General features: G+C 65.1%; 13 protein-coding genes and 1 riboswitch. Of the genes, 7 read left to right on the top strand and 6 right to left on the bottom strand.

What is annotated here, in order from left to right; all coding sequences use genetic code 11:
• Window positions 1-56: 56 nt before the first annotated feature.
• Window positions 57-533, top strand: a complete 477-nt coding sequence (locus tag IC608_RS09705) for an Lrp/AsnC family transcriptional regulator (RefSeq protein ID WP_345890874.1) — start codon at window positions 57-59, stop codon at window positions 531-533.
• On the opposite strand, the gene IC608_RS09700 is transcribed toward IC608_RS09705, so the two are convergent.
• Window positions 530-1,636, bottom strand: coding sequence for a 2'-deoxycytidine 5'-triphosphate deaminase (locus IC608_RS09700; RefSeq protein ID WP_191774889.1), 1,107 nt, complete (start codon window positions 1,634-1,636; stop codon window positions 530-532). The genes IC608_RS09705 and IC608_RS09700 overlap by 4 nt on opposite strands.
• A gap of 182 nt (window positions 1,637-1,818) precedes the next feature.
• Window positions 1,819-1,894: riboswitch (SAM riboswitch) on the top strand.
• Between the two features lie 38 nt (window positions 1,895-1,932).
• On the opposite strand from IC608_RS09700, the gene metZ reads away from it, so the two are divergent.
• On the top strand, window positions 1,933-3,141 hold the full coding sequence (metZ, locus tag IC608_RS09695) for an O-succinylhomoserine sulfhydrylase (protein WP_191774887.1): 1,209 nt from the start codon (window positions 1,933-1,935) through the stop codon (window positions 3,139-3,141).
• A 2-nt stretch (window positions 3,142-3,143) separates the two neighbouring features.
• The gene (locus IC608_RS09690) at window positions 3,144-3,974 is read left to right on the top strand and encodes a transporter substrate-binding domain-containing protein (protein WP_191774885.1); all 831 of its coding nucleotides are present in this window, start codon (window positions 3,144-3,146) and stop codon (window positions 3,972-3,974) included.
• A gap of 9 nt (window positions 3,975-3,983) precedes the next feature.
• Here the strand turns inward: IC608_RS09690 and IC608_RS09685 are convergent, their stop codons facing one another.
• Entirely contained in the window at window positions 3,984-4,397 is a 414-nt protein-coding gene (locus IC608_RS09685; RefSeq protein ID WP_191774883.1) for a tellurite resistance TerB family protein, read from the bottom strand.
• Between the two features lie 145 nt (window positions 4,398-4,542).
• Between IC608_RS09685 and IC608_RS09680 the strand changes: the two genes are divergently transcribed.
• A complete protein-coding gene (locus IC608_RS09680; protein ID WP_191774881.1) occupies window positions 4,543-6,186 on the top strand; it encodes a lysine--tRNA ligase in 1,644 nt (547 codons plus the stop codon).
• 58 nt (window positions 6,187-6,244) lie between these two features.
• On the opposite strand, the gene IC608_RS09675 is transcribed toward IC608_RS09680, so the two are convergent.
• Entirely contained in the window at window positions 6,245-6,895 is a 651-nt protein-coding gene (locus tag IC608_RS09675) for a S24 family peptidase (RefSeq protein WP_191774879.1), read from the bottom strand.
• Window positions 6,896-7,018: 123 nt separating this feature from the next.
• Between IC608_RS09675 and IC608_RS09670 the strand changes: the two genes are divergently transcribed.
• Window positions 7,019-7,375, top strand: a complete 357-nt coding sequence (locus IC608_RS09670; RefSeq protein ID WP_191774877.1) for a DUF952 domain-containing protein — start codon at window positions 7,019-7,021, stop codon at window positions 7,373-7,375.
• Window positions 7,372-8,484 (top strand): quinone-dependent dihydroorotate dehydrogenase, encoded by a 1,113-nt coding sequence (locus tag IC608_RS09665; protein WP_191774875.1) that lies wholly within the window; start codon window positions 7,372-7,374, stop codon window positions 8,482-8,484. The genes IC608_RS09670 and IC608_RS09665 overlap by 4 nt, the downstream gene beginning before the upstream one ends.
• A 4-nt stretch (window positions 8,485-8,488) precedes the next feature.
• On the opposite strand, the gene IC608_RS09660 is transcribed toward IC608_RS09665, so the two are convergent.
• The 3 genes from IC608_RS09660 to IC608_RS09650 form a co-directional block, all read right to left on the bottom strand.
• Complete coding sequence (locus tag IC608_RS09660; protein WP_191774873.1) at window positions 8,489-9,835, bottom strand: MATE family efflux transporter; 1,347 nt, start codon at window positions 9,833-9,835, stop codon at window positions 8,489-8,491.
• Between the two features lie 64 nt (window positions 9,836-9,899).
• Window positions 9,900-10,571, bottom strand: coding sequence for a nucleoside/nucleotide kinase family protein (locus tag IC608_RS09655; RefSeq protein ID WP_191774871.1), 672 nt, complete (start codon window positions 10,569-10,571; stop codon window positions 9,900-9,902).
• Window positions 10,572-10,574: 3 nt separating this feature from the next.
• Window positions 10,575-10,862, bottom strand: coding sequence for a DUF6460 domain-containing protein (locus tag IC608_RS09650; protein ID WP_191774869.1), 288 nt, complete (start codon window positions 10,860-10,862; stop codon window positions 10,575-10,577).
• Between the two features lie 217 nt (window positions 10,863-11,079).
• On the opposite strand from IC608_RS09650, the gene IC608_RS09645 reads away from it, so the two are divergent.
• Entirely contained in the window at window positions 11,080-13,584 is a 2,505-nt protein-coding gene (locus IC608_RS09645) for a ligase-associated DNA damage response DEXH box helicase (protein WP_191774868.1), read from the top strand.
• Window positions 13,585-13,644 lie beyond the last annotated feature (60 nt).

Below are 13,644 nucleotides of genomic sequence, written 5' to 3'. Positions count from 1 at the left end.
ATTCTGGGCGCAAGAGGCCTCACCGGCGCAGGATGTACAAAGCTGGAGATGACTTAGTGGCGGAAACTGCCAAAAACGGGATAGATGCAATAGACCGCCGTATTCTCCGCGCCTTGCAGGAAGATGGCCGCATGACCATCCAGGCGCTGTCCGAGCGGGTCGGTTTGTCACCGTCACCATGCCTCCGGCGCGTGCGGGCGCTCGAGAAGGCCGGCGTGATTTCGGGCTATGGGGCCAGCATCGACCAAAAGGCGGTGGGGTTGCCGGTTTCGGTGTTCATCTCGATCAAGCTCGAACGCCAGCGCGCCGGCAATCTCGACGCCTTCGGCGCCGCGATCAGCCGCTGGCCTGAAGTCATGGAATGTTACCTCATGACCGGGCAGTTCGATTTTCTGCTGCGCGTCGTCTGTTCCGATCTGGAAGCCTATGAGCGATTCCTGCGCGAAAGGCTGACGCAACTCGATGGCGTCGCCTCCATCGAGAGCAGTTTTTCGCTGGGGCCGGTCAAGTTCTCGCGCGTGTTGCCGCTCTAGCCTGCATAGGGCTTGAAGTGCTTGGAGAGTTTTAGGGTCTGTGCCTGGTAGTTCGAGCCGAAGGCCGAGCCGTAGAGCCGGTCCGGCGGCTCGGCCAGCTTCTCGTAGATCAACCGGCCGATGCTCTGCCCGTGCCCGAGGAGGAACGGGACTTCGCGGCTGCGCACCTCCAGCACGGCGCGGCTGCCCGTACCGCCGGCTGCCGAGTGGCCGAAGCCGGGGTCGAAGAACCCGGCATAATGCACGCGGAACTCGCCCACCAGCGGATCGAACGGCACCATCTCGGCCGCATGGGTGGGCGGCACGTGCACCGCCTCGAGGCTAACAAGGATATAGAACTCGTCCGGATCGAGAATAAGCTCGCCGCCGCCGCGATTGTGCAGCGGCTCCCAGAAGTCGAGCACATCGAGTGCGCCCTTCTTGTCCACGTCCACCACGGCCGTATGGCGCTTGGAGCGGAAACCGATGAGGCCGTTGCGCCCCTCGCCCAAGAGATCGATGGAGAGGGCGACGCCGTCGCCCACCGGTTGCTCGCCCCCGATCACCAGCGTGTCCGAGGCATGCAACGCCTTGTGCTGCTCCATGGAAAGGCGCGTGTCGCCATGGCGGAAGCGCATCTGGGAGAGGCGCGAGCCGGTCCGCACCAGAATGGGAAAGGTGCGGGGGCTGATTTCGAGGTAGAGGGGGCCGCTGTAGCCGGCCGGTAGCTGGTCGAAGCCGCGGGCCCGATCGCCGATGACGCGAGTAAAGACGTCGAGCCGGCCGGTCGAGCTTTTTGGGTTGGCCGAGGCGCTGACTTCGGCGGGAAGCGCCAGGCTTTCTTCCAGTGGCACGAGGTAGACGCAGCCGCGCTCCAGCACCGCGCCTTTGGTGAGGTCGATCTCGTGCAGCTTGAGCGCCTCGATCCGCTCCGCCACCGAATGGGACGGGCCGGGCAGAAAACTCGACCGCACGCGAAACGCCGTCTTGCCGAGCCTGAGGTCCAGACTGGCCGGCTGCACCTGGTCGTGGTCAAACGGCCGCCCCGTCAGGATCGCGCCGGACTGGTGCAGCGTGTCGATCAACCGCGCCGGAAAGACGCCTCTTGGCCAGCTCTCGGTCATTGCGTCCCCGTGTGAAGCGACCACGATATCGCCACCCGTCATTGCCCGGCTTGTCCGGGCAATCCATCGTCTCTTGTGCCAAGTCTGGATTGCCCGGACAAGCCGGGCAATGACGATTGGGGCCAGCCGATTGCGGTCATCCCCAACAACCTCCTTGATCGGAGAGGCATATTGCCTTTAGATCGCCAACCAGTGGTGATTTGGCCGGTCGCTTGCAGCCACTTAAAAAAAGTTGCTAAAGACCGTTTGGAACCGGCCGCCCCTTGCGAGCCGGTTTTTTGTTTGAAGGCGCAGCGATGTCCAGAGACGACAACCCCCTCCGCGACCCCAAGAACCTGTCTGCGGCGACGCAATTGGTGCATGGGGGGGGCAAGCGCACGGAGTTTCTCGAGACCAGCGAAGCGATCTTCCTCAACTCGGGCTATTCCTACCCAAGCTCCGAACATGCCGAACTGCTGTTCCAGAACAAGATTCCGGGCGGGCACAACTATTCGCGGTTTGCCAACCCGACCGTCGACATGTTCCAGGACCGCATGGCGCTGCTCGAAGGCGCAGAGGCCGGTCGAGCCTTCGCTTCGGGCATGGCGGCAGTCACCAATGCGGTGATGAGCCAGGTGCGGGCAGGCGACCACATCGTGGCAGCCCAAGCGCTGTTTGGTGGTTGCCGGTTTGTGGTGGAGGACTACGCGCCGCGCTTCGGTGTCGCCTCGACGCTGGTCGATGGACGCGACCCTGAAAACTTCGCCCGGGCCATGCTGCCCAACACCAAGGTGGTCTTCATCGAGACCCCCACCAATCCGACGCTGGAACTGGTCGACATCAAGGCCGTCGCCGAGATCGCCCATGCGCATGGGGCCAAGCTCATCGTCGACAATGTCTTTTCTACCGCGCTCTACCAAAAGCCGCTCGAACTGGGCGCCGACATCGTCACCTATTCGGCGACCAAGCATATCGACGGGCAGGGCCGGGTGCTCGGCGGCATTGTGCTCGGGTCGAAGGCGATCATCGAGGGCGATGTACATACCTTCCTGCGCCAGACTGGGGCGACCCTGAGCGCCTTCAACGCCTGGGTGCTGCTCAAGGGTCTCGAGACCTACGCCCTGCGGGTCGAGCGCATGACCGATAGCGCCGAAAAGATCGCAGCGGCGCTGTCCAGCCACCCCAAGATCGAGCGCGTGATTTATCCGCATGAGGCCAGCCACCCGCAATACGATCTGGCGAAGCGACAGATGACGCGCGGCTCCACCCTGCTGGCTCTGGACGTCAAGGGCGGGCAGGAGGGGGCCTTCGCCCTCTCGGATAACCTCGCGATCATCCTGATTTCCAATAATCTGGGCGATGCCAAGTCGCTCATCACGCATCCGCGCACCACGACGCATGCGCGCTTGACCGAAGAGGTGCGGCTTGCGACGGGTGTCACGCCGGGGCTGCTGCGCCTTTCGGTGGGGCTGGAAGACCCCGGCGATCTCATCGCCGATCTGATGTATGGGCTGGATCAGGTTTGAGCATGGTGCGCATCCGCCCCTTTGGCCGTGCTGCTCTCGCGCTGGTTGCCGCAGCGTTCCTCACCGTCCCCGCCTTCGCCCAGACGCTGCCCTATCATGCCGATCCGGACGCGCGCGAACTTCTCCCCAGCCCCAACCCGGTGCCGGCCATCCGCTTTCTGACGACGGCCGATTTTCCGCCCTTCAACTACCGTGACAGCGCCGGCAACCTCATCGGCTTCAACATCGACCTCGCCAAGGCAATCTGCACCGATGTCAATGTCGCCTGCACAATCCAGGCCTGGCCCTGGGACCAGGCGGCCAATGCGTTGGCCGACAGCCAGGGCGACGCGCTGATTGCGGGGCTCGCCATGACCGAGGAAACCGGAGAACGCTTCGACTTCTCCCAGACCTATCTTGCGCTGCCGGGCCGCTTCGTGGCGCGCGCGGACGACATCGCCGGCTTTCGCGTCAGTGCCCTCGCCGACGAGACCATCGCCGTGCGGACCGGAAGCGCGCACGAGGGCTTCATCAAGCGGTATTTTCCACGCGCCACGGTGAGCGGGTTCGACACCGAACTGGCAGCGCTCGATGCCGTCAAAGACGGGACGGCCGACGTCTATTTCGGCGATGCGATGCGCGCGGCATTCTGGCTCAACGATAACCTCGCCTGCTGCGGCTTTGCCGGCGACCCCTATTTCCGCCCCCACCTGTTCGGTCAGGGCCTGTCGATCGCGGTCGCCGCGGGCAAGGACAATGTCCGTCACGCCATTGACCGCGCCCTGGTGCGGCTCAAGGAAGACGGGACGCTGGACGAACTCTATCTGCGTTGGTTCCCCGTGGGGTTCTACTGACGCTGCGGTTCACTGCGGCAGGCGGCGGTGACGGGCGCGCGCGGCCACCTCGATGGCGGCCGTGGTGAGACGATCGAGATCGAGCTTGTCGCGCAACATCTCGAGATAGCGCAACTCTTCCTGCTCGAGATGCAGGTCCACTGCGGTAACTTCAACCGCGAGCGCATAGGCCGTGTCCTGCAGCTTCTTGGGCAGCACCGCGATGGCGTCTTCGATGAGAAAATCCAGCCCGTCGCCGCCGTTGAGCTTGTCGGCGCAGTCATTGACGACATCGGGCAGCCGCTCGATGTCGAAGCCCTCGAAGACGGGGAGGCGGCCGATCAGCGCCTTGATGCGGGTGAACTCGCGTTCCGTCATGTTGGTGTCGGAAGAGGCCGCAACGATCATCAACTGGATCAGGGCATCCTGGGTTTGGCTGGTCATGGCGCGGTCCGCTTTGCTCGTGGGTGATCAATAGCTAGGCCGCGTCGCGCCGGCGCGCAACCACCTGCGACGTTGACGACGGGGCCGCAAGAGTGCGACACACCGATGCTCTTCCTTCTCCTCCCCCCGAAAGGCCATCAGACCCGTGTCGCCCGCCGCTTTGCCCCCTTTGGACCCTGCCTTTTTCGAGCCCGCGCAGACCGCGCGCGCCTGGCCGTTCGAGGAAGCGCGCAAACTGATCAAGCGGCTGGACAAGTCGGGCAAGGGGGAGGCCTTGTTCGAGACTGGTTATGGTCCCTCCGGCCTGCCCCACATCGGCACGTTCGGCGAGGTGGCGCGCACCACCATGGTTCGCACGGCCTTTCGCCTGCTGACGCGCGACCAGGTGCCGACGCGGCTGCTGTGCTTTTCCGATGACATGGATGGCATGCGCAAGATTCCGGACACCGTCCCCTCCAAGGAGGCGATGGAGCCGCATCTGCAAAAGCCGCTGACCGCGGTGCCGGACCCCTGGACCAACGAGTATCCGAGCTTCGGCGAGCACAATAACGCCATGCTGCGGCGCTTCCTCGACACTTTCGGGTTCGACTACGAGTTTGCCAGCGCCACCCACTACTACAAGTCCGGCAAGTTCGACGACGTGCTGCTGCGCGCCGCCGAACGCTATGATGACATCATGGCGGTGATGCTGCCGACGCTGGGAGCCGAGCGGCAGGCGACCTATTCGCCCTTCCTGCCGATTTCGCCCATTTCCGGCCGCGTGCTCTACGTGCCGATGAAGGAAGTCAATGCCAAGGATGGCACGGTCACCTTCGAGGACGAGGACGGCCGCGACACCACCGTGCCGGTGACCGGCGGCAATGTGAAGCTGCAGTGGAAGCCCGATTTCGGCATGCGCTGGGCGGCGCTCGGCGTGGACTTCGAGATGTTCGGCAAGGACCACCAGACCAACCAGCACATCTACGACAAGATCTGCGCGATCCTTGGCGGCACGCCGCCCGAGCATTACGTCTATGAACTGTTCCTCGACGCCGAGGGGCAGAAGATTTCGAAGTCCAAGGGCAATGGCCTGACCATCGACGAGTGGCTGACCTACGCGCCGACCGAGAGCCTCGGGCTCTACATGTTCCAGAAGCCGCGCGTCGCCAAGCGCCTCCATTTCGACGTCATCCCGCGGGCCGTAGACGAATATGCGGCCCATGTCGCGTCCTATGAGAAGCAGGACGCGGCAGCGCGCCTGGAGAACCCGGCCTTTCACGTGCATTACGGCAACGTCCCCAAGATCGACATGCCGGTCACCTTTGCGCTGCTGCTCAATTTGGCGACTGCATCCAATCCGGAAACACCGGACGTCATGTGGGGGTACATTTCGGCCTATGCGCCCGGCGTTTCTGCCAAGACGCATCCGCATCTCGATGCGCTGGTCGGCTATGCGATGCGGTACTTCCGCGACTTCGTGAAGAAGTCCTATCGCGCACCGGACGATGTCGAGCGCGCAGCGCTCGAGGCGCTCTCGGACGCTTTTGCGGCGCTTCCGGCCGATGCCAACAACGAGACGATCCAGAACGCCGCGCTGGACGTGGCGCGCCACATCGAGCGCTACCAGGATCACAGCAAGAAGAGCCCGACCGGTGGCCCCGGCGTCTCGGGGGATTTCTTCCAGATGCTGTACCAGGTGCTGATCGGGCAGGAGAGGGGGCCGCGGTTCGGGTCCTTTGCGGCCCTTTACGGGATCGAGAACACGCGGGCGCTGATCGCCAGGGCACTGGCCGGACAACTGGCCGCCTGACGAGCGGCCGGGGCGCGGCGACCTCGCTGCCACTGGTTCGCTTAGCAGCGGGCCGTACTTACTGGCTGGCCCAGATGATGCGGGCCATCCACTCCACGTCCTCGATCTCGAGGGTTCTGGGCTCGTAGGCGGGATTGATCGAGTGCAACTCGATCTGCTTGGCGCTCTGGCGCGCCAGAATCTTGGCCATCACCTCGCCATCGCGCGTCTTGACCACCACCCGGTCTCCCCGCCGAACCTGTTCGGTCGGCGAAACGACGATGCGATCGCCTTCGCGATAGAGCGGCTCCATGCTGTCGCCGGTCACCTCGAGGGCATAGATGCCGCCATCGCTGGCGGTGGGCAGGGTGATCTCATCCCAGCCCTGTCCGACCGGAAAGCCAGCGCTATCGAAAAAGCCACCCGCCCCGGCCTGCGCGAGACCAAGCAGGGGGACTGTGCGCGCCGGAGGTTCGGCGAAGCCGGAATGGGTCTGAAAATAGCCGCCCGTTCCCTGAAGGAAGCTATCAAAGCTCTCTCCGGTCGCTTCGAGGATTTTTGCGATGCTCTCGGTAGAGGGCCAGCGCTCGCGGCCGTCCTTGCTGACGCGCTTGGACAGATTGAAGGCCGTCGCGTCAAGCCCGGCCAATCGCGCCAGCGCGGAGACGGATACGCCCTGTCGCCGGGCGAGCGCGTCGATACCGTCCCAGATGGTGCGATGTGAGAGCATGGCGCGCCCGAAAGGAAATTATTCTTGTTGGCGGAAAACAATCCTAAAATAGGCGGCGGCGCATCCCTTGTAAAGCCTCGGCGGAGGCTTTAGGGCCATGCTCGTCGTCAGCGAGACCAAGCCATGTCCGAACCTGCACTCATCTACAAGATCACTACGGCGGCCGCCTATGCCCCGGCACGAGCCGCCGGCGCTTTTGCCGGCATGCCGATCGATCTTGCGGACGGATACATGCACTTTTCGACGGCCGATCAGCTGCGCGACACGCTGCGCCTCCACTTCAAGGGGCAGTCCGGCCTGCTGATCCTGGCGGTCCGGGCAGGCGATCTCGGGGACGGATTGGTCTGGGAGCCCTCCCGTGGGGGCCAGTTGTTCCCTCACCTCTATGGCGGGCCGCTGCCGCTTTCGGCAGTCGAATGGGAAGCAGGCGTGGATGTCGGCCCGAACGGCGACTGTGACCTGCCGGAGGATGTGCGATGATCTTTTCCGCCCTTTCGCCGCTGCTGCGCAACCCGGGGCTCGCGGGCCTGACGCGGGACACCCTCTTGCGCATGGACCCGGAAACTGCGCATGGCGCCACCATCACCGCCCTGCGGCTCGGTCTTGCGCCGCAGCAGGAGCATCCCGACCCGCCCGAACTGGCGACGACGCTCTGCGGCCTGACGCTGGCCAACCCGATCGGCATGGCCGCTGGCTTCGACAAGAACGGCGAGGTTCCGCGCGCGCTGGCGCTGATGGGGTTCGGCATGGTCGAGATCGGCACCGTGACCCCGCGCCCGCAGGCGGGCAACCCCAAGCCGCGGCTGTTCCGGCTGCCCGGGGCGGACGGCGTGATCAACAGGATGGGCTTCAACAATGAAGGTCACGAGGCGGTCTTTGCGCGCCTCAAGGGGCTGCGTGTCCCGGCCGCTCTGGGGGTCAATATCGGCGCCAACAAGGAGAGCGAAGATTTCGTTGCTGACTATGTGGCGGGCGTCAGGCGCTTCGCCGATCTGGCCGACTACCTGAGCGTCAACATTTCTTCCCCCAATACACCCGGGCTGCGCAATCTTCAGGCTGACGAGGCGCTTCGGCGGCTGCTCGGCGAGGTGCTCGCGGCTCGCGCCAAGGCGAAGACACGGGTGCCGGTGCTGCTCAAGATCGCCCCTGATCTCGACGAGGCCGCGATGGACGCGATCGCGCAGGTCGTTCTCGCGACCGACCTCGATGGATTGATCGTGTCCAACAGCACGATTTCGCGCGAGGCCGTCGCCGGATTGGAACATGCAGATGAGATGGGCGGGCTCTCCGGCAAGCCGCTCTTTGCGCTCTCCACGCGGCGCCTCGCCCAGATGCGACAGCGGGTGGGCAGCCTGCCCATCATCGGGGTGGGGGGAATTCACTCGCCGCACACCGCGCTGGCCAAGATCGAAGCCGGGGCCGACGCCATCCAGCTCTATTCGGCGCTGGTGTTTGGCGGGCTGGACCTGCTCGACAGGCTGAAGCGCGGACTGATCGCCGGATTGCGGGCCTCTGGCAAGGCCAGGATTGCCGATCTTGTCGGCACGCGCACGGATGATTGGGCCGCCGGGCGAGGCGAGGTTTCGTGAGCCATCAGGCGGGGGCGAAGAGCGTCGCCTTGTTGCGCTCGAGCGCCCACCAGTAAATGCCGCCGCGGGCCAGGAACCAGCAATGCATGGCCGCCCAGAGGCCCCAATTGCCCCAGATGGGCGGCAGAAGGAGCGCGGCGGCCAGAAAGACGCCAAGCGAAAGGACCATGCCATTGCGCATTACCACGTTCTGCGTGGTGCCGATCAGAATGCCGTCGAACACGAAGGCCGGCATGAAGGTGAGGGCGCAAAGCGACGCGATCGGCAGGTAATCCAGGGCATAGGCGCGCACTTCGACGCTGGTGCTCATTGCGCCGATGAGCCAGGGACCGGCCAAGAGCCAGACGAGGCCCAGTCCGAGCGAAATCACCAGCCCCCACAGCATGGACAGGCCGTAGGTGCGCTCGAGAGCCGGCCGCCAATTGGCGCCGACGGCGCGGCCGCTCAATTGTTCGGCGGCCTGGGCGATGCCGTCGAGAAAGAAGCCGATGACCATGAGCAGGTTGAGCAGCACCGCGTTGGCGGCGAGCGGCACCTCGCCCATGCGCGAGCCCAGCGCGGCGAAGCCGGCATAGGCGCCCATCAGGGCCAGGGAGCGGATCATCAGGTCCCGGCTGAGGCCGAACATCCGGGCGATGGCCGTCCCGTCGCGCAGTTCGCCCGGTGCAATGGCCCGAAGGAGCGCGCCGGCGCCGCCGAAATGGCGCACGAGAATGACAATCCCGGCAAGGGCGGCCACAACCTGCCCCAAAAGGGTCCCGGCCGCGGCGCCGGCAACGCCCCAACCGAGGCCATAGACGAAGGCCACGCTGCTGACGATGTTGATGCCGTGCAGCAGCAATTGCAGCAGCATTCCCGTGCGTGCTGCCGCTCGCCCGTAGAACCACCCAAGAAGGCAGTAGTTGATCATGGAGAAGGGCGCCGACCAGATGCGCACAAAGAAGTAGCCGGCCAAGGCTTCCGCAACGCCGCCCTGAGGCGCCAGCAGAGCCTCCGAAACCCAGAGGATCGGCAGGGCGAGGATGATCATCCCGATGCCGATGATCAGGCCCAGGATGAGCGCGCGGCTCACATGCAGCAGCCCGTCGCGCGGGTCACGGGCACCGACCGACTGTGCGACCAGTCCGGCCGTGCCGATGCGCAGGAAATACGCCAGGGAAAAAAGGACGTCGAACACCAGCGCGCCGAGCACGAGGCCACCCAGCAGCGCTGCGTCACCCAGCCGCCCAACCACCGTGATATCCACCAGACCCACCATGGGCTCGGTGATGAAGGCAATCGAGGCGGGCAGGGCGATGGCCCAGACGTCCTTGTGACGAACTTCGAAGGGGTGTTGCGGACGGGCGCTCATGGGAGACTCGGAGAAAAAGAGGGTGCTCTTCTAGACCGGTTCACCCGCAGGCGATACTGCCTCCCTAGTGCTCCGTCACGAGGTCGATCACCACATCGGCGCGGTCCTTGGACGCGTCCACCAGGTCATAGTTCGGCAAGTCAGTGCGCTCGATATGGGCGCGATTCCGCTCCTCGGTGAACAGGCCCTCTTCGCCGTGCCGCTTCATCAGCCGGGCACGCACGGTCTCGCGCGGAACATGAATGAAGACCGAGTAGTCCAGCTCCGGCTTGACGCCCGCCCATGGGCCTTCGGTCAGGAGGAGATAGTTGCCCTCCACCACCAGCACCCGCACCTCTTCACCGACCGTGAAGGCATCGTCCACCGTGTCCTCGATCTTGCGGCTATAGCCCGGCCCGTTCACGCTCGTGCGGGCCCTCTTGAGGTGATGGAGGAAGCTGACAAAAGCCGCTCCCTCGAAGGTGTGGGGGGCGCCCTTGTAGTCGGTCTGCCCCATGGCCTCGAGCTTGGCGTGCTTCATGTGGAAGCCGTCCATCGGCACGAGCGCAGCGCTGCCGGGGTGGACAGCATTGATCATCGCCACCAATTCCGTCGCCAGGGTGGATTTCCCGGAGCCCGGCCCGCCCGCCAGCCCAATGGCAATCCGCTGGCCGTGTGCCGCGCTTTCCATCTCGAGGATATGCGGCACCAGCCGGGCAAGCGCCTCCTGCGGCGTCAGCCTGAGTGTCTCCGGCATGGCTCAGCGCGCCCGGGTCAGGCGCAGAAGGAGCCAGATCGGCACGACGACGGCGGCGCCCGTGGCGATGTAGATGCCCATCTGCCGCAGCATCCCCGACCCGTCACGCAGGAAATCGCGCACCGTGTCGAGCGCGCCGCGCACGAGATCGGCGGCGTCGAAGCCGAAGACCGTCATCACGAAGCCGACGAAGAGGGACATCAGCGCCAGCTTGACGAGGACCGCAACCGGGCTGCCGCCAATGAACCTCACGAGAGGGGAACGTGGTTCGGTGCGGTAGTCTTCTGTCATCGGTTCACTCCGTTTGGCAGGGTCGAGCCCATCATATAGGGTTCGCGATGATTTGCAGTAGGTTCGCGGTGTCAACTTTGGCGGCATTCCCCTCACCCGTCTCGACCCCCGGTCGATCCACACTTTCCCCGAGAGGGAGAGGAATGAGGGAAACCAAGTGCCGAAGGCACGGCCTTGTTCTTCGCCCACTCCGGGAGAAGTCGGCCCGCAGGGCCGGATGAGGGGAATCTTGGCCGAGGGCGGACGTCTCCCCACCATCATCACGGAGTGGTTCGCCGCACGCGGTTGGGCGCCGCGGCAGCACCAGCTCGACGTACTGCGCTCCTACGAGGCGGGGGCAAACCAGTTGCTGATTGCGCCGACCGGCGCGGGCAAGACACTGGCCGGCTTCCTGCCCACGCTGAGCGACCTCGTCGACGGCAAGTTTGAGGGGCTGCACACGCTCTACATCTCGCCGCTCAAGGCGCTGGCGGTGGACGTGCAGCGCAATCTCTCTGCGCCGATCGCCGAAATGCGGCTGCCCATCCGGGTTGAAGCGCGCACCGGCGACACTTCAGCGGCAAAACGGGCTCGCCAACGCACGCGGCCGCCGCAGGTCCTGCTGACGACCCCTGAACAGCTGGCCCTGCTGATCTCGCATCCCAAGGCCGAGCTGATGTTCGGCGCGCTGCAGCGCGTGGTGCTGGATGAATTGCATGCCCTGGTCACCTCCAAAAGGGGCGAGCTGCTTTCGCTCGGGCTGGCGAGACTGGCCGCGCTCTCACCCCGGCTGCAGATCACAGCGCTTTCGGCCACGGTGGCGCGCCCTGATCTGCTGCGCGACTGGATTGCCCAGCCCCTGCCGGACCGGGAGACCGAGCTTTTGCACATGAAGGGGGGCGCGCCGCCGGAACTGGCCATCCTGGAAACCGAAGAGCGCCTTCCCTGGGCCGGTCATTCGGCAGCTTATGCCCGGGCCGAGCTCTATGACATCATCAAGCGGCACAAGACGACCCTGCTCTTCGTCAATACCCGCTCGCAGGCGGAGATGCTGTTCCAGGGGCTCTGGGACATGAACGACGACATGCTGCCGATCGCCCTCCATCACGGGTCGCTCTCGGTGGAGCAGCGCCGCAAGGTGGAGGCGGCGATGGCGGACGGGCGTCTTAAAGCGGTGGTTTGCACCTCGACGCTCGACCTCGGCATCGACTGGGGCGATGTGGACCTCGTGGTGCAGGTCGGCGCACCCAAGGGCTCGTCGCGCATGTTGCAGCGTATCGGCCGCGCCAACCATCGGCTCGACGAGCCCTCCCGCGCGCTGCTGGTGCCCTCCAACCGCTTCGAGGTGCTCGAATGCGAGGCGGCGGTGGAGGCCGTGTCGGAAGGGCATCAGGACAGCGAGAACCCCCATGTCGGCGGCTATGACGTGCTCGCCCAGCACATTCTGGGCATGGCCTGCGCCGAGCCGTTCCTTGCCGATGACCTTTTTGCCGAGATCAGCCACGCCTGGCCCTATCGCGACCTACCGCGCCCGCAGTTCGATCGCATCCTCGATTTTGTCGCGACGGGGGGCTATGCCCTGCGCGCCTATGAGCGCTACGCGCGCCTGCGCCAGACCGACGATGGCCGCTGGCGCATCGCCAACCCGCAGGTCGCCCAGCAGTACCGGCTCAACATCGGCACCATCATCGAAGAGCCGATGCTGCGCGTGCGGCTGGTGCGCAGCCGGAGCGAGAAGAAGGGCCGGACCACCGGACCTATCGGTGCCGGCGGGCGGGTTCTGGGGGAGATGGAAGAGTCTTTCTTCGGGACCCTGACCCTGGGCGACACCTTCATTTTTGGCGGCGAGGTCGTGGCCTTCGAAGGCATCAAGGACAACGAGGCCTTCGTCTCGCGCGCCTATGCCAAGGACCCGAAAATCCCCTCCTACATGGGCGGCAAGTTTCCCCTTTCCACATACCTCGCCGAACGGGTGCGGCGGATCATGGATAGCCCGGGGGAGTGGAACAAGATGCCAGACCAGGTGAGCGACTGGCTTCGCCTGCAGCAGCAGGTTTCGGTCGTGCCGCGGCGCGACAGCCTGCTGGTGGAGACCTTTCCACGAGGCACGCAGCATTTCATGGTCTGCTATCCCTTCGAGGGGCGGCTGGCGCACCAGACGCTGGGGATGCTGCTGACCCGGCGCCTCGAGCGCATGCGGGCGCGTCCACTCGGCTTTGTCGCCTCCGAGTATTCCCTCGGCATCTGGGGGCTGGGCGATCTTTCCGCGCTGATCCGCACCGGCCGGCTATCGCTGGACGAGCTGTTTGCCGAGGATATGCTGGGGGACGATCTGGAAGACTGGCTGGACGAGTCGGCGCTGATGAAGCGCACCTTCCGCAACTGCGCCATCATTGCCGGGCTCATCGAGCGCCGCCATCCCGGCAAGGAAAAGACGGGGCGGCAGATCACCATGAGCTCGGACATCATCTATGACGTGCTCTACCAGCACGAGCCGGACCACATCCTGATCCAGGCCACCAGGCACGATGCGGCGCGCGGACTGCTCGACATCGAGCGGCTGGGGCAGATGCTGGCGCGCATCCGCTCGCACATCGTCCATAGGCCGCTCACGCAGATTTCACCGCTCGCCGTGCCGGTCATGCTCGATATCGGGCGCGAACCCATTTTCGGAGAGGGCCGCGAATCGGCTATGGCAGATGCTGCAGACGAACTCATTCGCGAGGCCATGGCCGGGAGGTAGCTTCCGGGGCCGGGCACTGGCGATGCCGGAGCAGGGGGCTTTCCGGGGCGGCGATGAACA

Origin of the sequence: Devosia oryzisoli (assembly GCF_014837245.1) — a bacterium.
Taxonomy (GTDB): Bacteria; Pseudomonadota; Alphaproteobacteria; order Rhizobiales; family Devosiaceae; genus Devosia; species Devosia oryzisoli.
This window is presented reverse-complemented; position numbering and strand designations above follow the sequence as displayed.

Coding starts and splice junctions, on each gene's coding strand:
- IC608_RS09700 (WP_191774889.1), bottom strand. CDS start 1,636: ATGACCGAGAGCTGGCCAAGAGGCGTCTTTCCGGCGCGGTTGATCGAC.
- IC608_RS09670 (WP_191774877.1), top strand. CDS start 7,019: ATGTCCGAACCTGCACTCATCTACAAGATCACTACGGCGGCCGCCTAT.
- IC608_RS09685 (WP_191774883.1), bottom strand. CDS start 4,397: ATGACCAGCCAAACCCAGGATGCCCTGATCCAGTTGATGATCGTTGCG.
- IC608_RS09675 (WP_191774879.1), bottom strand. CDS start 6,895: ATGCTCTCACATCGCACCATCTGGGACGGTATCGACGCGCTCGCCCGG.
- IC608_RS09645 (WP_191774868.1), top strand. CDS start 11,080: ATGAGGGGAATCTTGGCCGAGGGCGGACGTCTCCCCACCATCATCACG.
- IC608_RS09690 (WP_191774885.1), top strand. CDS start 3,144: ATGGTGCGCATCCGCCCCTTTGGCCGTGCTGCTCTCGCGCTGGTTGCC.
- IC608_RS09665 (WP_191774875.1), top strand. CDS start 7,372: ATGATCTTTTCCGCCCTTTCGCCGCTGCTGCGCAACCCGGGGCTCGCG.
- IC608_RS09655 (WP_191774871.1), bottom strand. CDS start 10,571: ATGCCGGAGACACTCAGGCTGACGCCGCAGGAGGCGCTTGCCCGGCTG.
- IC608_RS09660 (WP_191774873.1), bottom strand. CDS start 9,835: ATGAGCGCCCGTCCGCAACACCCCTTCGAAGTTCGTCACAAGGACGTC.
- metZ (WP_191774887.1), top strand. CDS start 1,933: ATGTCCAGAGACGACAACCCCCTCCGCGACCCCAAGAACCTGTCTGCG.
- IC608_RS09650 (WP_191774869.1), bottom strand. CDS start 10,862: ATGACAGAAGACTACCGCACCGAACCACGTTCCCCTCTCGTGAGGTTC.